The sequence below is a fragment of the Fastidiosibacter lacustris genome, assembly GCF_003428155.1.
GTDB classification, from domain to species: Bacteria; Pseudomonadota; Gammaproteobacteria; order Francisellales; family Francisellaceae; genus Caedibacter; species Caedibacter lacustris.
Genome location: NZ_QLIR01000009.1, coordinates 49,369 through 66,262 on the forward strand (window position 1 = coordinate 49,369; position 16,894 = coordinate 66,262).

19 protein-coding genes and 2 tRNA genes are annotated in these 16,894 nt (G+C 35.3%); 7 read left to right on the forward strand and 14 right to left on the reverse strand.

Annotation, left to right across the window (positions count from 1 at the left end; genetic code table 11):
• Position 1: 1 nt before the first annotated feature.
• A complete protein-coding gene (locus tag DNJ77_RS05700; protein WP_116964032.1) occupies positions 2 to 1,606 on the reverse strand; it encodes a cytochrome ubiquinol oxidase subunit I in 1,605 nt (534 codons plus the stop codon).
• A 219-nt stretch (positions 1,607 to 1,825) separates the two neighbouring features.
• On the opposite strand from DNJ77_RS05700, the gene DNJ77_RS05705 reads away from it, so the two are divergent.
• Positions 1,826 to 2,542 (forward strand): Crp/Fnr family transcriptional regulator, encoded by a 717-nt coding sequence (locus DNJ77_RS05705; RefSeq protein WP_116964033.1) that lies wholly within the window; start codon positions 1,826 to 1,828, stop codon positions 2,540 to 2,542.
• Between the two features lie 13 nt (positions 2,543 to 2,555).
• Here DNJ77_RS05705 and pgi read toward each other — a convergent pair whose 3' ends face one another.
• From pgi to trmL, 4 genes are all read right to left on the reverse strand, one after another.
• A complete protein-coding gene (gene pgi / locus DNJ77_RS05710) occupies positions 2,556 to 4,181 on the reverse strand; it encodes a glucose-6-phosphate isomerase (RefSeq protein WP_116964065.1) in 1,626 nt (541 codons plus the stop codon).
• A 4-nt stretch (positions 4,182 to 4,185) separates the two neighbouring features.
• Positions 4,186 to 4,902 (reverse strand): 6-phosphogluconolactonase, encoded by a 717-nt coding sequence (pgl, locus tag DNJ77_RS05715; protein WP_116964034.1) that lies wholly within the window; start codon positions 4,900 to 4,902, stop codon positions 4,186 to 4,188.
• Positions 4,903 to 4,923: 21 nt separating this feature from the next.
• Positions 4,924 to 6,441 (reverse strand): glucose-6-phosphate dehydrogenase, encoded by a 1,518-nt coding sequence (gene zwf / locus DNJ77_RS05720; protein ID WP_116964035.1) that lies wholly within the window; start codon positions 6,439 to 6,441, stop codon positions 4,924 to 4,926.
• A 532-nt stretch (positions 6,442 to 6,973) separates the two neighbouring features.
• On the reverse strand, positions 6,974 to 7,444 hold the full coding sequence (gene trmL / locus DNJ77_RS05725; protein ID WP_116964036.1) for a tRNA (uridine(34)/cytosine(34)/5-carboxymethylaminomethyluridine(34)-2'-O)-methyltransferase TrmL: 471 nt from the start codon (positions 7,442 to 7,444) through the stop codon (positions 6,974 to 6,976).
• A gap of 126 nt (positions 7,445 to 7,570) precedes the next feature.
• Here trmL and rbsK point away from each other — a divergent pair, with 126 nt between their 5' ends.
• The 3 genes from rbsK (at position 7,571) to DNJ77_RS05740 (ending at position 9,769) form a co-directional block, all read left to right on the forward strand.
• Positions 7,571 to 8,476 (forward strand): ribokinase, encoded by a 906-nt coding sequence (gene rbsK, locus DNJ77_RS05730; protein ID WP_116964037.1) that lies wholly within the window; start codon positions 7,571 to 7,573, stop codon positions 8,474 to 8,476.
• Positions 8,477 to 8,481: 5 nt separating this feature from the next.
• On the forward strand, positions 8,482 to 9,234 hold the full coding sequence (locus DNJ77_RS05735; RefSeq protein ID WP_116964038.1) for a Nif3-like dinuclear metal center hexameric protein: 753 nt from the start codon (positions 8,482 to 8,484) through the stop codon (positions 9,232 to 9,234).
• Positions 9,235 to 9,307: 73 nt separating this feature from the next.
• Positions 9,308 to 9,769, forward strand: coding sequence for a polyhydroxyalkanoate synthesis regulator DNA-binding domain-containing protein (locus DNJ77_RS05740; protein WP_116964039.1), 462 nt, complete (start codon positions 9,308 to 9,310; stop codon positions 9,767 to 9,769).
• A gap of 258 nt (positions 9,770 to 10,027) precedes the next feature.
• Here DNJ77_RS05740 and DNJ77_RS05745 read toward each other — a convergent pair whose 3' ends face one another.
• The 8 genes from DNJ77_RS05745 to DNJ77_RS05780 all read right to left on the reverse strand — a co-directional run bounded on the left by DNJ77_RS05745 (position 10,028) and on the right by DNJ77_RS05780 (position 13,807).
• Positions 10,028 to 10,339 (reverse strand): hypothetical protein, encoded by a 312-nt coding sequence (locus DNJ77_RS05745; RefSeq protein WP_116964040.1) that lies wholly within the window; start codon positions 10,337 to 10,339, stop codon positions 10,028 to 10,030.
• A gap of 93 nt (positions 10,340 to 10,432) precedes the next feature.
• On the reverse strand, positions 10,433 to 10,708 hold the full coding sequence (locus DNJ77_RS05750) for an HPr family phosphocarrier protein (protein ID WP_116964041.1): 276 nt from the start codon (positions 10,706 to 10,708) through the stop codon (positions 10,433 to 10,435).
• Positions 10,705 to 11,106 (reverse strand): PTS sugar transporter subunit IIA, encoded by a 402-nt coding sequence (locus DNJ77_RS05755; RefSeq protein WP_116964042.1) that lies wholly within the window; start codon positions 11,104 to 11,106, stop codon positions 10,705 to 10,707. The genes DNJ77_RS05750 and DNJ77_RS05755 overlap by 4 nt, the downstream gene beginning before the upstream one ends.
• Entirely contained in the window at positions 11,103 to 11,969 is an 867-nt protein-coding gene (gene rapZ / locus DNJ77_RS05760) for an RNase adapter RapZ (RefSeq protein ID WP_157966612.1), read from the reverse strand. Before rapZ ends, DNJ77_RS05755 begins: the two co-directional genes overlap by 4 nt.
• Before the next feature lie 58 nt (positions 11,970 to 12,027).
• Positions 12,028 to 12,453: a phosphoenolpyruvate carboxykinase (ATP) gene (locus tag DNJ77_RS05765; RefSeq protein WP_157966613.1), complete on the reverse strand. Its 426-nt coding sequence runs from the start codon at positions 12,451 to 12,453 to the stop codon at positions 12,028 to 12,030.
• Positions 12,437 to 12,898, reverse strand: a complete 462-nt coding sequence (locus DNJ77_RS05770) for a PTS sugar transporter subunit IIA (protein WP_116964045.1) — start codon at positions 12,896 to 12,898, stop codon at positions 12,437 to 12,439. Before DNJ77_RS05770 ends, DNJ77_RS05765 begins: the two co-directional genes overlap by 17 nt.
• Before the next feature lie 39 nt (positions 12,899 to 12,937).
• Entirely contained in the window at positions 12,938 to 13,294 is a 357-nt protein-coding gene (hpf, locus tag DNJ77_RS05775) for a ribosome hibernation-promoting factor, HPF/YfiA family (protein ID WP_116964046.1), read from the reverse strand.
• 165 nt (positions 13,295 to 13,459) lie between these two features.
• On the reverse strand, positions 13,460 to 13,807 hold the full coding sequence (locus DNJ77_RS05780) for a hypothetical protein (protein ID WP_116964047.1): 348 nt from the start codon (positions 13,805 to 13,807) through the stop codon (positions 13,460 to 13,462).
• A 290-nt stretch (positions 13,808 to 14,097) separates the two neighbouring features.
• Here DNJ77_RS05780 and DNJ77_RS05785 point away from each other — a divergent pair.
• The 3 genes from DNJ77_RS05785 to DNJ77_RS05795 all read left to right on the forward strand — a co-directional run bounded on the left by DNJ77_RS05785 (position 14,098) and on the right by DNJ77_RS05795 (position 15,875).
• Positions 14,098 to 14,174 (forward strand) — tRNA-Arg (locus DNJ77_RS05785).
• 7 nt (positions 14,175 to 14,181) lie between these two features.
• Positions 14,182 to 14,256, forward strand: a tRNA-Gly gene (locus DNJ77_RS05790).
• Between the two features lie 257 nt (positions 14,257 to 14,513).
• Positions 14,514 to 15,875 carry an MBL fold metallo-hydrolase RNA specificity domain-containing protein gene (locus DNJ77_RS05795; protein WP_116964048.1) on the forward strand — a complete coding sequence of 454 codons (1,362 nt, stop codon included), beginning with the start codon at positions 14,514 to 14,516 and terminating at the stop codon, positions 15,873 to 15,875.
• A gap of 122 nt (positions 15,876 to 15,997) precedes the next feature.
• Here DNJ77_RS05795 and DNJ77_RS05800 read toward each other — a convergent pair whose 3' ends face one another.
• Positions 15,998 to 16,882: a DMT family transporter gene (locus DNJ77_RS05800; RefSeq protein WP_116964049.1), complete on the reverse strand. Its 885-nt coding sequence runs from the start codon at positions 16,880 to 16,882 to the stop codon at positions 15,998 to 16,000.
• Between the last annotated feature and the right edge of the window lie 12 nt (positions 16,883 to 16,894).

Below are 16,894 nucleotides of genomic sequence, written 5' to 3' on the forward strand. Positions count from 1 at the left end.
ATTAGTTCCCCCGTTTATGTTCTTGTGAGTTTTGGAACGAGCCGCTAGGTCCTAAGCGTGCAAATTTGATCATTAAATACATCTCAACTGCAAACAATAATGCGTAGAACAAACAAAATACCACCAAGGTAAACAAAATATCCCAACCATTAATCATTGAAGAGCTCACTGTTGTTGGCAACATCTCATATACCGTCCAAGGTTGACGACCGTGTTCAGTTACAATCCAACCACATAAACAGGCAATCCAAGGCAATGGAATCATATACAGCATGGTTCTTAAGAGCCAGCGTTTTTCCCATAATGTTTTTCTAAAAAGTAACACAAGCCCTACAATAATGACCAAGAACATAAATACACCAATGCTAACCATGATTCTAAATGTCCAGAAAATCGCTGCGACATTAGGTACTGAATCCAAGGCAGCAGCATTGATTTGCTCAGATGTTGCAGAAGTAAGTGACTCGCCTACAGGTAAATAGCGTTGCAGCAACATCCCATAGCCTAAATCCTGGTGGTACTGATTGTAGATCTCTTGATCCTGTGAACTGGACTTCCCAGCACGCATTTTCATCATTGCTTCATAGGCTTTAGCACCATTAGCAATTCGTGTTGTTACTGCTGGGATTTCTTTACCTGTCACCACATCGACATAACCGTCATATAAAAGCGTATTTACACCATATATTTTCTGATCAAATGAGTGTGTTGCAAGTAATCCTAGCAATTTAGGAATTTGAATAGAAAAATCATTTTTTTGCTCAGACTGACTAGGAAAAGCAATCACATTAAAATTAGCAGGTGGCGTTTGTGTTCCCCATTCTGCCTCGATTGCAGCCAATTTCATCGGTTGATACTTATAAGCTAGAATCCCTTGCTCATCACCCATTACCATGACCATTAAAGATGCAACTAAACCAAAGCCCAAACCAATTCCCATCGATCTTTTAGCGAAACCAACATCCTTTTTACGCAATAAATAAAATGAACTAATACCAATCACAAAAACAGATGAAGTGATATAACCGGCAATCACTGTATGAGCAAAGCCAATTTGAGCAATTGGATTAATGAATAGATCCCATAAATGCGTTGTTTCCATACGCATGGTTTGCCATACAAATTCACCTCCTGCTGGCACCTGCATAAAACCATTGGCAACTAAGATCAATAAAGCAGACAAGTTAGAACCAAATGCTAAGCAAAAAGTAACGGCTAAATGCTGCTTTTTAGAAAGTTTGTTCCAACCAAGGAAAAACATTCCTACAAAAGTTGACTCCAACATAAAAGCAACCAAGCCTTCAATTGCAAGAGGGGTTCCAAAAATATCACCAACAAATTGTGAATAGTACGCCCAGTTTAAACCAAAAGAAAACTCCATAGTCAAGCCAGAAAGGACACCTACTGCAAAATTAATACCAAGGAGCTTGCCCCAGAATTTAGTCATATCCTTATAAACTTGCTTACCTGTCATAACGTACATGAGCTCCATCGTGAAAATAATCCAAGTTAGCCCTAACGTTAATGGCACAAAAATAAAGTGAAAACAAGCAACGAAGGCAAATTGCCAACGAGCAAGCTCCACTGATAGTAGACTTGGTATCATCTATATAACCCTTCATGTGATTGAACAAAATAAAGTGTTTTGTTAGAAATCAAATTACAAAATCACTGGGGATTTATTTTAACGCTTGGTGCTTTAAGGCTAAATAGCAAAACCAAAATCACATTATCAAGCTGTTATGTTTATTGATTTAAATCAACTTTCTTATAAAAAAACAGGTATAATTTATCAGCCTTTAAATACACCTGATAGCACTCACATATGACAACACAAAAAAAAGCCTCATGTACTAAACAGTCGCCACGTCCAAAAACATGTCATTTTTGTGATTGTCATAAGCTCTGTCACCTCTTTCATGTCAATCCTATAGACACTCTTAATTTTATTAAAGTACAAACAAATATATGCCACATAAAAAAAGGGCAATCGTTATATAAAACACAAGATAAAATCACTGCTATATTTATCATACGCACAGGCAGTTTTAAGCTTGTGAATCAGAACGACTATATTGTTGATTTTTGTTTACAAGGCGATGCCCTTGGTTTTGATGCAATTGAAAGTTCAGCACATACTCTTACTGCTATTGCTCTTGAAGATAGCGCAATTTGTGCTTTTGACTATTACAGCCTCATCCAAGCATTGCCACAAAAACCTATTGTTATCCTAGATTTTTTACAATTAATAAGTAAAAAACTTAACCTTGCTATTAACTCTTTAGATACCACTCAAGAAGCCTACGTAAAATTAGCTAGCTTTATTTATAAACTAGCAAATCATCAAAAGCGCTGTGGTTACTCTAACAAATCATTTATGCTACCTATGAAATATTTAGAAATTGCAAATCATCTTAACTTGAGTATTGAGACGATCTCCCGTGCATTTAAATCTCTGACTAACAACACGATTTTAAGTACTAAGCACAAAGAAATTACCATTCTTGACTTTGAACGCTTAAAGTCTATCGCAACAACATAATCCACTTTATAAATTACTGAAACTGCTTCAACAAGCCTCTTGTTGAGCTATCATAGCTTGGATGAGATAAATATCCTTTTTGTAAGCTTTCCAAAATTGACTTACCAAGTGCTTTACCTAGCTCCACACCCCATTGATCAAAACTATTAATCCCCCAAATTACACCTTGAACGAAAATTTTATGCTCATATAAAGCAATTAATTGACCTAAAGCCTGCGGAGTAAGCTCATCTATTAAAATAGTATTACTGGGTTTATTACCAGCAATAACCTTTTGTGACGCTAAGCTTGAGATTTCATTTTCACTTATCCCACTTTTTTTAAGTTCATTTTTAACTTGTTCTAAGCTTTGACCTTGCATAAGAGCTTGCGATTGAGCAAAACAATTTGCCAATAGCACTTGTTGATGATTTTGTAGTGTATGATAGCTTTTCTTAACGGCAATAAAGTCCGCTGGCACTGTAACATTACCTTGATGTAACAACTGATGAAAGGCATGTTGACCATTAGTACCTACACCACCCCACAGTACAACACCTGTTTGATTGTGACTAAGCTTTCCATTTTTTTTGCAAGATTTACCATTACTTTCCATATCTGCTTGTTGTAGATAGTCCACTAAATAACACAGCCGATCATCATAAGCTAAAATCGCCTGTGATTGAGTATGATAAAAATTACTATATAGAATGGCAATAAGCGCCAAAATAACTGGCATATTCTCTGTTAAAGGTGCTGTTTTAAAATGTTTATCCATGACATAAGCACCTTTCAATAAATCCTCAAAGTGATTAAAACCAATGGCAAATGCAATTGCCATACCAATAGATGACCATAGTGAATATCTTCCCCCTACCCAATCCCACATAGCAAAGCAATTTTGTAACTCAATGCCAAACTGCTCAACTTTATCTTGAGCACTTGAGATGGCAACAAAGTGTTTAGCTACAGCCTTTGACGTTTGGTAATGATCAAGCAACCATTTACGTGCAGTTTCTGCATTCATTAATGTCTCTTGAGTGGTAAACGATTTAGAGGCAACAATAAATAAGGTCGTCTCAGGATGGATGCGGTTTAACACGCTTAAAATCGAATCAGCATCGACATTCGAAACAAAATGCACACGTGTTTTGTTTTGATGATAAGGTTTTAACGCCCTTACTATCATTTTTGGTCCCAAATCAGAACCACCAATACCGATATTAACTACATCAGTAATTTTTTTATCTGTAAAGCCTCGCCAATGACCATCGTGCACATCTTTAACCAATTTTTGTACTTTTTTACGCTCAACTTCAATTTCTAATTTAACGTTCTTACCATCAACCAAAATTGAATCTTGAGAAAAATCACGCAAAGCTGTATGTAAAACGGCTCGATTTTCACTGGTGTTGATTTTACTCCCTTTAAACATTGCATCACGCATTACTGCAACCTGTGCATTTTCCGCCAAAGCAAATAAACACTCTAATATTTCTTCATTGATCCTATTTTTGGAATAATCAAGGAATAAATTTCCATGCTTTAAGTGATAGCGATTAAAACGTTGACTATCTTCATCAAAAAGACCTTTTATTGCTAAATGCTTATATTTTGTTTCTAATAAATGCTGTAATTTATTTGTAATTTCTTGATTCATCGCTTTACTCCAACTCATTTGCAGCAGGTTGATCAAGATGCCAAACTAGTTTACCTTCAATTGGTTTAACAACCTTTGCTGGATAAGCTATCGATACATTCTCCTGATCAAAAACTTTCTTTAGCATATTTGCTTTAGACTCCCCTGTTACCAGAAAATCAATGACCTTCGCATAATTTATGATTTTTAATGTTAACGTCACGCGATACTGCTTTGTCGTTGGGTGCATTGCTATTTCCACCCACTTATCGGAAGACAATGACACACCATTGACAAATAAAGAAGCCGTGTGCCCATCTTCACCCATACCTAACCAGATCCAATCAAATTGCGGAATATCATTATACTTAGGCACGTATTTTTTGATGCTTTGTACATAGTTTAGGGTGGCTTGCTCTGGTGAAATATCACCTTGCATAGGATGCAAATTTTCTCTTGGGATCTTTACCTGCTGAAACAGCATACGATCTGCTTCACCAAAATTACTCTCTTTATCTTCAAATGCGACACAGCGCTCATCACACCACCAAAAATGTAACTTCTCCCACTTAATTTCAATCATTTTGTCACTTTTTGCAATAAGCTCAAATATAGCTTTAGGCGTACTGCCTCCAGAAAGTGCAATATGAACCTCATCTTGTCTTGAATGCGATAAGCTAACAAGTTTTGTCAGCATAGCATAGGCAATATCTTCTTTCTCTTGATATATAATGTATGACATTCTCTATTTTACCCCCCTTACTTAAGCTTTTGAGTTTTGCTTAAAGTTTGATGATGGATTACGCCAAATGTGGTCTAACTCGGCTAACATTTTGTCAGATTCAACTGGACCAAATGAACCACTTGGATAAAAATTTAATATACTCTTACCATGCTTATGAATGTATTGAATGATTGGATCGATAATATTCCAGCAGGCCTCAACTGCATCATTACGTGCAAATAAAGTATTATCTCCTTGTAAAGCATCTAGAATTAAACGCTCATAAGCAGTTGGCAATGCTTTTTGAGCAAAATCAGAATAATAAAAACCCATATCCACCTCATGAGTTTTAAAGCCACTACCTGGTTCTTTTGCCGCAAAACTAAGCTTAATTCCTTCATCAGGCTGAATACGAATAACCAACTGATTCTTAAATTTTGTTATTTTCTGTACTTGAGAGAAAAAAGGGTGAGGTGTCGGTTTGAAATTAATCACAACCTCAGAAACGCGCTGATTTAAACGTTTACCAGTACGCACATAAAATGGCACATTATGCCAGCGCCAGTTATCAATAAAAAAGCGAATTGCAGCATAAGTTTCAGTAGTTGAATCTTTTGCTACCGCTTGTTCATCACGGTACGAACCTTTAATCACACCTTGAACGCAACCTTCTTGATACTGAGCAATCACCACGTTTTGTTTTATGTCTTCAGCTGTTCTAAAGCGACGAATAGATTGAAATACTTTTAACGTTTCATTACGAATAGAATACGCATCCATTTTAGCAGGAGCTTCCATTGCGACAATACCCAAAAGTTGTAATAGATGATTTTGAATCATGTCACGAATAGCGCCATTTTGGTCATAATATCCCGCTCTTGAACCAAGCCCAATCGACTCATTGGCATAGATCTGCACATTATCAATGTGAGCTGCATTCCACAAAGGTTCAAAAATTGAATTAGCAAAACGAAAAACTAATAAGTTCTGCACTGTTTCCTTGCCAAGGTAGTGATCAATTCTAAATAACTGAGATTCTTTGTAGTGCTGTAGCAAATGTGCATTTAATGCGCATGCACTTTTTTCATCTATGCCAAATGGTTTTTCAATGATGATTCGCTTATAACCATCTGTTTCATCATTTAAGCCCAACTTGGCTAAGTGTGAAGGAATTTGATAATACAAACTAGGTGGCGTTGACAAGTAGAAAAGTAAGTTATTGTCAAGCTTATGGCTTTTAAGCAGCGCCTTTAAACGCTTATTTAATAATGTATATCCTTCATCTGTATAAACATCTATCGACTGGTAATAAATTTGATTTAAAAATTTATTAATACTTTTCTGATCGTCTGGATATTCAGTTAGCAAAGCCTCACACATTTTTTGACGAAATTGTTCATCGTTAAACGCTGATCGTGAAACCCCCAATACGATATTATTTTTAGTTAAACTCTTATGTTGGTATAGATGAAAAATGGCAGGTATAAGCTTACGCGCCGTTAAATCACCTGATGCACCAAAAATGACAATAATTCCATTTGCTAACTTATGTTGCATTAAGCATCTCTGTAGTTAATCGTGAAACGCCGATAGTTATACCATTTTTTATTACCAAGTTCACGATTTAATCGCAACAATTAATTGTTTAATTTTCATACCACAGGACAGTAGCTGCAAAAAACCTTTATTTCTAAGCGGTTTCATGCTCAATAGAATAGATCGCTTAGTATACTGTTGTTTAAATAATAACTAAAATCTCTGTACACGAAGAGAAAATTATAAAATACTGCTTGAGGCGTTATTTTTTCTGATTTACGTAACATGAAAAAAACACTTCAAACAGCTGATGAATAGTTTATTTGTTATCAGGGTAAAGCACAATCAATTAACCACGAACGCTAAGGGGCTTCAGGTGGATGTTTTAACTGTAAGGATAAGCATTTGAAAAACTTAAAATAAGATTTCAAAGCTAATGGCATTGCTTACTCTCAGCATTGTGGCGCATAAAAAAAGGCTTTTTCAACTACCTTCTCCTATAGCATGCAATCAATAGCACTTCCTTAGCACCAACTCTTTTGCAAGAATTAAATTACTCTTCACTCAAATTCCCTAGGAAATCCAATTGACGCCATGCTTCAAACAACATAACTGCTGCTGCATTTGATAAGTTTAGGCTTCTGCTGTTTTTTAGCATAGGGAGCTTAATTTGCCTATACTCTAACGCTTTAAGTATGTAAGCTGGCAATCCTCTACTTTCAGGTCCTAACAATAAAACATCTTCATCTTGAAATTGTACTTGATGATAATATTGCTTGGCTTTAGTCGTACATGCCCAAATTCTCTTATGGCTATTCTTGATAACAAAATCCTCAAAGTTTTGATAGCGTGCGACCTCTGCAAATTCATGGTAATCCAATCCCGCACGGCGTAACTTTTTGTCTTCTAACTCAAAGCCAAACGGTTCAATCAAGTGTAACCTTGCACCTGTATTGGCACATAAACGGATAATATTTCCCGTATTAGGGGGAATCTCAGGCTCATATAAAGCAATATGAATCATCTTTTTCCTTAACAAAACTATGCTTTTTCTATTCTATGCGTTTTAATCAGGATAAGGAGTGTGGATACAAGCATTTTTTGATACGATATGTGAAATTTTTATAAGGACTCATGAAGGATAAGCACAATGACAATCATGGTGATTGGTAGTGCCAATACAGATTTAATTATTCAAGTTGAACATCTTCCTAGACCAGGTGAAACATTACTTGGAGGAAAGTTTTTAACAGCATCAGGCGGGAAAGGTGCTAACCAAGCAGTTGCAGCTGCACGCTTGGGTGGAAAAGTATGTTTTATTGCTAGTATTGGTCAAGACAGTTTTGGCGAAGCACTGTTAAAAAAGTACGCTCAAGATAGTATTAACATTCAACATATTAAACGTCCACAAAGTGCATCAGGCATTGCCATGGTTTGTGTTGCATCCAACGGACAAAATTCAATTGTTGTTGCTCCTGGCTCTAATGCGTTTCTTACACCTTGTGATATTGCTGCTATAGAGGATCAGTTTTTACATGCAAAAGTTGTCCTAACTCAACTAGAAATACCACTCTCAACTATTGTTGCAGCTGCTAAACTTGCCTATAAACACAAATGCTTATTCATTCTAAATCCTGCTCCTGCCTATGTTTTACCTGATGAACTTTACCCATTTATTGACATCATCACACCAAATGAAATAGAAGCTGAACTCTTAACAGGTATCCGGGTTTGTGATCTATCTTCCGCATTGACGGCTTCTAAAATTCTTCATCAACGTGGCATAAAAAACGTTATTATTACAATGGGTCATCAAGGTGCATTTTTCTACGATGGTAAAAATGAAGTGCTAGTTCCAACACTTCAAGTTAATGCTATTGATACAACCGCTGCAGGTGATACTTTTAATGGTGCACTTGCTAAAACGTTATGCAACAGTAATGACATCATCTCCGCTATTAAATATGCTAATAAAGCCTCCGCTTTATCGGTTACGAAACTAGGTGCGCAAAGCTCCATCCCATATCCCCATGAAATTGAAGCATTACAAGGTTAATTACAATGGTCAATAACAAAAAATTTGAACGCTACATTGACACACTATTAAATATACAATCAATTAAAGATTACTGTCCAAATGGTCTACAAATAGAAGGTAAAAAAAATATTAATATTATCGTCACAGGTGTTAGTGCAAGTCTTGAGCTCATTCATGCTGCCATCGCTAAAAAAGCAGATGCCATATTGGTTCATCATGGTTATTTTTGGAAAGCTGAAAATCCAACGATTACTGGCATCAAATATCAACGCATTAAAGCAATTATTCAGCATAATATTAACCTTTTTGGCTATCATTTACCACTAGATGTACATCCTAACTTGGGTAATAACGTTCAACTGGCTAAGCGTCTAGATCTTTGTATTGTTGGTGAATTCAATACAAATACTATACCTAACTATGGTTTAATGTGTGAAACAAAGTTGACGTTAAATGCTTTAATCGACAAAATCGAATCTACACTTATGCGAAAGCCACTTGTCGTTGGTAATCAAAACCTGCACATCCACAAAGTTGCCATTTGTACTGGAGGAGCTCAAGACCTTATTGAACAGGCTTATCATGCAGGAGCAGATGTCTATATTTCAGGTGAAATTTCAGAGCGTACAACACTTATTGCACGGGAACTTGGTATGACTTACATTGCAGCAGGACATCACGCGACCGAGCGTTATGGAATTGCAACACTAGGTCAATATTTAGCACAAGAATTTTCTTTAGAACATTATTTTGTTGATATTGATAACCCAGTTTAATACTGTTGTTATCCCTAACTTATTTTTTTTGTGATAGACTGCTTACACCTAACTTGAACAACGTAAGCTCATTATGGGAAGCGAAAAAGATAACATTAGGCTTATTAAGAAATATCCTAATAGACGTTTATACGATACAAAAGGCAGCTGTTATATTACAGCTGAAGGCGTCCATAAATTGATTATAGAGCATGAAAATGTCGTTGTGGTTGATAATAAGACAGGAAAAGATATCACACGTGGGGTGCTCATGCAAATCATTAATGATTTGGAAGAAAAGAGTCCAAGACAAATGTTTAGTAATGAATTCCTAGCACATGTAATTAAGTCTTATGGGACAGAGATGCAAAATACTTTGGTGTTATGCTTTAACAAAACACTTGACCTTTATTTAAGCCAAACTAATGCCCAAGAAGACTTAATAAAAAAATCCAGCAAACAGATGAATCCTAGTGATTATTTTAATACGATTGCCAGAGAAAATATCAGCCGCTGGCAAAAGTCTTGGGAAAACTTAAAAAGTACCAAAAAGTAATATTCCAAATACATACTTACTCATTGTAATTATTTATAATTGCTTCAATTTGCGGTTAATCGCAAAAAACTTTCTGAGAAACTATTAATTACAAAACACATATTACCCATATCTTCTTGGATTATTACTACTAACGATTACTGCTTTTATGCTGATCTATACATAGTATATACTTTTTTAAACACTTCCTGCTCCTGGTTTTTAGAGTCCCGCATTCGCTTTGCTTAGCTCATAGCGGTTAATTAAACTAAGTTTAGGCTAGGCATTAATAAGTACTTTACGCTTAACACCCCAGCATCGACTTAACACGTTATATTTATTTATGCTTTTTTGTTTAAACATCTTCATGAAGTTGTCACGTTTAACACTTTTTTCAGCTATCCCAGACTTAAGCTTAATATTAAAGCGGTTCGCCCATTTACGAATTGTTCCATGCTTAAAACCCAACATTTTTTCAGCTTCTTGATAGGTCATCCCTTCGACAGCACAACGCTGTAAAACTTCCTCTGCACTACAGCCATATTTTTGTTGAATAATGTGTTCAAAACTTCCAGTGTATTGATTCGCCATGACATATTCCTCTTTCGTCTAAGTTTATAAATTCTTAACGTGATGCGCATTCTAAAAATGCAAACTTAAGACAAGCTTAAGATAAACATAGTTTTAACTTTCTTCTCCAAAACGATCTTGAATGAGCGTTCGAATACTATCTAGTGCTTCTTGTGCATCTTCTCCTTCAGCACTTATTATAATTGATGTACCGCATGATGCTCCTAACATCATCAAGCCCATTATACTCTTACAATTTACTTTTACACCTGTTTTAACAACTTCCATATAAACGTCACTGCTGAATCTAAGTGCCAAATTTACAAGTTTAGAAGCAGCACGCGCATGCAAACCAAGTTGATTAATAATCACTAACTCAACTTCTTTCATATTTTTCTTTTACCTTCTTCAAGTACAATACAAGCTTTAGACGCATCATAAACTCTTTGTGCCAAATCATCCAATGCAATCTCTTGCTTATGATAAGTTAAGGCTTTTAATAACATAGGCATATTCAACCCTGTAATAACAGATAAGTTATAAGCACACATGAAAGATTGTGTTACATTCGTTGGAGTCGCACCAAAAAGATCGGTTAGTACCAAAAAACCATTTGCTTCTGGCATACTCTTAAAAGATTCTTCCACACGCTCCAATAATTCAGGTTGATCAAACGAACAAGATGAAACAACCTGCACATATCCTTGTTGAATTTGCACCAAACGTGTTGCAACATCAAGCATCGCCTTACCGATACTGCCGTGGGTAATCAGTACAATACCAATCATTTGTCTAATTCCCTATGCCAAATAAGTAAGTCTTCAAAACTTGTGCTTAATTTTTTATACAATGCTTCTGCAACATAAACAGAACGATGCTGTCCTCCTGTGCAACCAATGCCTATATCAATATAGCTTTTACCCTGCTTTTGTTGTAAGCCACACCATTTTGTTATAAAGAGACTAATATCTCTAATCATTTCATGTACTAGTGGTTGAGATTCTAGGTATTTGATAACCTCTTGATCCTTTCCTGTCAATAAACGTAACTTCTTATTCCAATAAGGATTAATTAAGCTTCTAACATCAAATAGGTAATCTGCCTTTTGTGGCATGCCGTGTTTAAAACCAAATGAAAACAACTTTATTTGTGTAATTGGTTCTCCTTGGTTAAGTAGTTTTTTTTGCAACAACTCCCGTAGCTGTTGTTGCGATAAACTCGTTGTATCCAAGGTATAATCAGAAGCGTAAGCATACGACTCTAATGCGCTTAACTCTAAATCTATTGCTTTTTCCAGTGTCATCCCTTGCACCGAAAAAGGATGACGGCGACGCGTTTCATCATAACGCTTAATCAATACATTACGATCTGCCGTAATATACCAGCATGCCAAATTAAAATGATATTTTTTCTTTAAATCATCAACTATAAAAATCTCTGATTCTAAAAATGAATGTGGTGCTAATGATATAACAATATTTTTATTATATTGCTCGGTATTAAGAAGATGGAAAAGTGTCTGATCTAATAAAAAATAAGGTAGGTTTTCAATACAAAAAAAACCCTGATCCTCTAAAATACTTAATACTGTTGATTTACCAGCACCAGAAACGCCAGCTAAAAGCACAACCGACTTAGGTGTACTACTCACGCAATTTATAACCATTGTTCTTATTTTTAATCTCGTCAGTTTAGCAAATCTTTTATCTCTACCCTAATAAATTTTGCAATTCTTGGTAACACATCTGCCAACTTTTTTTATATACATCAATATCAATGACATCACACGCCAATAAATTGGCGCGTTTTATGTAGGTCTCTAGTTGCTGCTTTTCATATAAATATACTACATGTGTGATATATGCTGATGCTTGAGTTTGTTTGACTATACAAAATCCTTTATCATGAATGTGAAGTTTCCCCTGATAAGCCCTATTATATAAAGAACCAAGCCAGATTGTCTCTATTTTTTCCACTACAACCAAATCGTCTGCTACTAATGAAAAACCATAATTTGTAACCAAATAATGACTAAAACTAGATTTACCGATATTAGACTCGCCAATAATCAGCAAACCAAGTTTATTCATATTTGCAACTAAATTTGCATGCCAGTACTCAAGTTTTTTGTTCATCTTTAAAAAATATTTGATAAAGCTCTTCATTCGAGCTTGCTGCGTGAATACTATCAAGCACACCTGGAGACTTTAAAAATTTAACGAGTTCAGCTATAAATTGAATATGTACATCACTTACATTTTTAGGGAAAATCACTGCAATGAAGACACCTACTTTTTGTTCAGCTGTGTCATACTCAATTGATTCGTTTAATGTTAGTACGGCCAAACGGGTTATCGTCAAGCCATCAACTCGACAATGCGGAACCACCACACCTTTCCCAATTGCAGTACTGCCAATGCGCTCACGTTCAAACAGTTTTTGATAAAGTAAGTCTGAACTGATATTTAGTTCTTCATCTTGTAACAATTGGCTTAAAACTTCAAAAATACGTTTTTGGCTTTGTAAACTTGCTTTATTGATTATGCGTGAAGGAGAAATAAAGGCAGATAAAAAATTCATATATTTTGAGTTTATTTATTATAAAGAGTCAGTATTCTATCAGCGTTCTTCATCAACATCTACTGCTTCGTTAGACTCTATTAAAGCTTCAGCTTCTGGACGCTCAGCACGATGCTCTTTTAATTTTTGCTTATGCTTTCTGACTTGTGCATCTAGTTTATCTTGTAACATATCAACAGTTGCATACATATCCTGTGAATCCGACTTCGCCACAAACTCATTCCCTGGCACATTAATTACAGCTTCTGCCATCTGCTTACCTTTCTCAACTGAAAGAATCACTCTTACTGCAATAATATTATCAAAATGATTATTTAGCTTACTTAGCTTGTCCTCTACATATCGTTTTAAAGATGGGGTAATTTCTAAATGACGACCAGTAATTTGAATTTGCATAGTGCAGTCCTCCATTATGTAGCCACTTTCTCGTGGGGTTGTAAAATTCTAGTACTTAAAAGATAGCCCTTATTTGCGATAATTACCAGCAAGTTCAGCACAAAATTACTGATTATTTCTTTAGTGGCATTCCTTTATTTTTTTGAACATCAAGATCCTTTATTTTTACTCCTTATTTTGATTTATTCTAAAATAATCATCACCTTGTTGTGCTACTTCTTTAGTGTTTTCCCAACATTCAGCAGTAACATCTTTTACTTTCTGCCAAGTTTTTTGTGTATACTCTCCTGTTTGATTTAGGACATCCTTTGTGACTTGCTTCCCTGAATGAACTACATCCAAAACATCCTGTTTAAACAATTCCCAATTGCTATTAAACTCACAATGACTTGTTTGCGCAGAACAACTGTGTACAACTTTTGTTTCTTGCTGTTGTTTATCTTTTTTATCATTAGTAAAACCAATATTGGATAACAACACACTAGCCCACAAAAGAACAATTATTTTTTTCATAATTCACACATATTGTATTTTAAGGAAACCAAAATAAATAAACTCGTTGCCTATACTAACGAAAAATCTTTTATACAGCAATAATCTCTCTACCGACAACACAAGATGTTTAATGTGGAAATATTGATAAATGTGCAAACGATATACTCCACTTTAAACAATATTGATCACTCTGAAACCACTCTTGATTTTTTTCTTTATTTTCCATTTTATTCCTATTTTGTCGTTGACAGCAAGTCAACAAAGCTCTATTATTCACTTCGTTTTCAAGGTCCTTGAAAACACTCTACGCACCCGTAGCTCAGTTGGATAGAGTACCTGGCTACGAACCAGGCGGTCGGAGGTTCGAATCCTTCCGGGTGCGCCATTTTCAAGCGGGAATAGCTCAGTGGTAGAGCACAACCTTGCCAAGGTTGGGGTCGCGAGTTCGAACCTCGTTTCCCGCTCCATTTTTAACATAATTCAAAAAATATACCTATCTATACAGCTCACTACTGATAGTGGGAAGTTTAAAAACTGGGATATCAAACAGAAGCTTAGACATGAATGTTTTATGACAAAAACCACTGAGAACTTCTTTGTAAAGAATACCTCTAAAAATCATTCTCAATAAGCATTTTTAATTTCTGCCTACCTATAAGGCTTTTATAGACATATCATACAATCTATACTTTAATTGATAAAAACAATCAATAAAGTGTCACATATGAAAATAAAGTTCTTAGGAGCAGCCAAAACCGTAACAGGATCTAAATACTTAGTAACAGTTGATACTAATCGCTATTTGATCGACTGTGGATTATTTCAAGGTAACCATGATCTACGAAGAAGAAACTGGAATCCTTTACCAGTAAATCCTAAAGAAATTGATAGTGTTTTATTAACTCATGCTCATATTGATCACTCGGGATATTTGCCATTGTTGGTCAAAAATGGCTTTAAAGGAAAAATATATGCAACAGAAGCAAGCTACGAGCTGTGCAAAATTTTATTGCCTGATAGTGCACATTTACAAGAAGAAGAAGCTACTTTTGCTAATAAATATCACTTATCAAAACATTCTCCAGCCTTACCTCTTTACAACGTTGTAGAAGCATATAAGACACTTAACCATTTTAAAGTGATACCGTTTGCACAGGATATTGTCTTAAACAAACATGTACACGTTACTTGGCATCCTGCTGGTCATATTTTAGGTGCAGCATTTCTAGAGTTACGACTGCATGGTCAAAGAATTATATTTAGTGGTGATTTAGGACGTGATAATGATCCTATAATGTACCCACCAAAATTACCACCAAATAATATTGACTATCTTATTATTGAATCAACTTATGGTAATCGTGAGCATAAAAAAATTGATCCTCAAACAGAATTAAGCAAGATTATTAATGATACTATAGCTAATGAAGGTGTAATCGTGATTCCTGCTTTTGCAGTTGGGCGAATACAAAGCGTGCTCTATTATTTGTATATGTTAAAAAACAGTAAACAAATCCCTGATATACCTATTTACCTTGATAGCCCAATGGGTATTTACTCTACCAATCTTTTGTGTCACTTTACACATGAACATAGATTAAGCCCTGATATATGCCAAAATATTGCTAATATGGTTATCTACACACCAACCCCGGATGAATCAAAGGAAATAAATCGCAGTAAAGGGTCTAAAATCATTATTTCAGCTGGCGGAATGGTCAACGGAGGTCGAGTATTACATCATATAAAATACTATGCCCCCGATGCTAAAAATGCCATTTTACTAACCGGTTTCCAAGCTCCTGGTACACGTGGACAAATCATTGAATCTGGTCATGGTAACACTAAAATTTTTAACGAAGTTATCCCAGTACGTGCTAAAATTCACAGTATTTCTAACATGTCTGCACACGTCGATTATATAGAAATGTTGCACTGGTTGAGTCACACTAATCAGGCACCTAAAAAGACTTTCATCACACATGGTGAAAGTTTTGCAGCAGAAGCACTTAAACGAACAATTGAATCCAAACTTAACTGGAACTGTATCATTCCTGATTACTTAGATGAATATGAAATAAAGTAATATCCACATACTAATGCTCGATTCCTTACATCACTCCTAATAAAACTAGTTAAATAACAATCAAAAGACATATCAATTACTATATTTGATTATCGATCATGACGCATTTAAGGAATGAAACACTAACACCTTATTTTTCCGCACCAAAACCGAATAAGTGGTTCAATCGTAATTGACAGCAAAATAAGTACACACGCCAATATCATATTCAAAGTAATATGATCATTCATAATAATCACCCCTAAGATACTGCCAAACAATGGAACAAGATAGTTTGACAAAGAACAAAAACCTACACCTGCTCGCTTGATTAGACTAACATACAACACATAAACAATCCCAGAACAAAAAATACCTAACAACAATGAAGCAATAAATGGGTAAAATGAAAAACTCAATTGATTAAGGGAACCATTGCCTAAGTTGATCGCAAACATGATTATCGTGCCGATAAAAAACGCATCTCTTGAAAGTAAAAAGGAATCTTCATGTGACAGACTCCTAATGATGATAAGTGCACTAGCAAAAGATAAAGCACCCACTAAAATTGCAAGCTCAGGCAATATTGCTAAAGACATACCATATTTGATTAAATCCGGAATAAATAATACTATAAGACCTATAAACCCAACCATCATGGCTATGAATTTAGTCGCCGTTGCACGCTCGATTCCTGTGAGGAGGATCAAGATAATCGTAAAAAATGGAATTGTTCCCATTAAAATAGACGCCATACTTCCAGAAACAAACTGTTGTCCCCACATTACTAAGGTAAAAGGAATAACGATTTCCAGCACACCAATCACAATCACCTTAAGCCAAACTATCATGGATCGAGTATGACGTTTTCGTTTTGTCAGCACACAAAAAACAATTAAAAATAAGGCAGCATAGAGTGTTCTAAACAATGCCAACTGTTCGGGAGTATAAATTGATAAAGAAAAATCAATTAGTACAAATTGTGCCCCCCAAATTAACCCAATAAAGAATAAGAGTAGATAATTCATAATTTTTAAAAG

What these genes read in the sequence shown, in the direction of transcription:
- DNJ77_RS05700 (WP_116964032.1), bottom strand. Translation starts at nt 1,606, where the DNA reads ATGATACCAAGTCTACTATCAGTGGAGCTTGCTCGTTGGCAATTTGCC.
- DNJ77_RS05705 (WP_116964033.1), top strand. Translation starts at nt 1,826, where the DNA reads ATGACAACACAAAAAAAAGCCTCATGTACTAAACAGTCGCCACGTCCA.
- pgi (WP_116964065.1), bottom strand. Translation starts at nt 4,181, where the DNA reads ATGAATCAAGAAATTACAAATAAATTACAGCATTTATTAGAAACAAAA.
- pgl (WP_116964034.1), bottom strand. Translation starts at nt 4,902, where the DNA reads ATGTCATACATTATATATCAAGAGAAAGAAGATATTGCCTATGCTATG.
- zwf (WP_116964035.1), bottom strand. Translation starts at nt 6,441, where the DNA reads ATGCAACATAAGTTAGCAAATGGAATTATTGTCATTTTTGGTGCATCA.
- trmL (WP_116964036.1), bottom strand. Translation starts at nt 7,444, where the DNA reads ATGATTCATATTGCTTTATATGAGCCTGAGATTCCCCCTAATACGGGA.
- rbsK (WP_116964037.1), top strand. Translation starts at nt 7,571, where the DNA reads ATGACAATCATGGTGATTGGTAGTGCCAATACAGATTTAATTATTCAA.
- DNJ77_RS05735 (WP_116964038.1), top strand. Translation starts at nt 8,482, where the DNA reads ATGGTCAATAACAAAAAATTTGAACGCTACATTGACACACTATTAAAT.
- DNJ77_RS05740 (WP_116964039.1), top strand. Translation starts at nt 9,308, where the DNA reads ATGGGAAGCGAAAAAGATAACATTAGGCTTATTAAGAAATATCCTAAT.
- DNJ77_RS05745 (WP_116964040.1), bottom strand. Translation starts at nt 10,339, where the DNA reads ATGGCGAATCAATACACTGGAAGTTTTGAACACATTATTCAACAAAAA.
- DNJ77_RS05750 (WP_116964041.1), bottom strand. Translation starts at nt 10,708, where the DNA reads ATGAAAGAAGTTGAGTTAGTGATTATTAATCAACTTGGTTTGCATGCG.
- DNJ77_RS05755 (WP_116964042.1), bottom strand. Translation starts at nt 11,106, where the DNA reads ATGATTGGTATTGTACTGATTACCCACGGCAGTATCGGTAAGGCGATG.
- DNJ77_RS05765 (WP_157966613.1), bottom strand. Translation starts at nt 12,453, where the DNA reads ATGAACAAAAAACTTGAGTACTGGCATGCAAATTTAGTTGCAAATATG.
- DNJ77_RS05770 (WP_116964045.1), bottom strand. Translation starts at nt 12,898, where the DNA reads ATGAATTTTTTATCTGCCTTTATTTCTCCTTCACGCATAATCAATAAA.
- hpf (WP_116964046.1), bottom strand. Translation starts at nt 13,294, where the DNA reads ATGCAAATTCAAATTACTGGTCGTCATTTAGAAATTACCCCATCTTTA.
- DNJ77_RS05780 (WP_116964047.1), bottom strand. Translation starts at nt 13,807, where the DNA reads ATGAAAAAAATAATTGTTCTTTTGTGGGCTAGTGTGTTGTTATCCAAT.
- DNJ77_RS05795 (WP_116964048.1), top strand. Translation starts at nt 14,514, where the DNA reads ATGAAAATAAAGTTCTTAGGAGCAGCCAAAACCGTAACAGGATCTAAA.
- DNJ77_RS05800 (WP_116964049.1), bottom strand. Translation starts at nt 16,882, where the DNA reads ATGAATTATCTACTCTTATTCTTTATTGGGTTAATTTGGGGGGCACAA.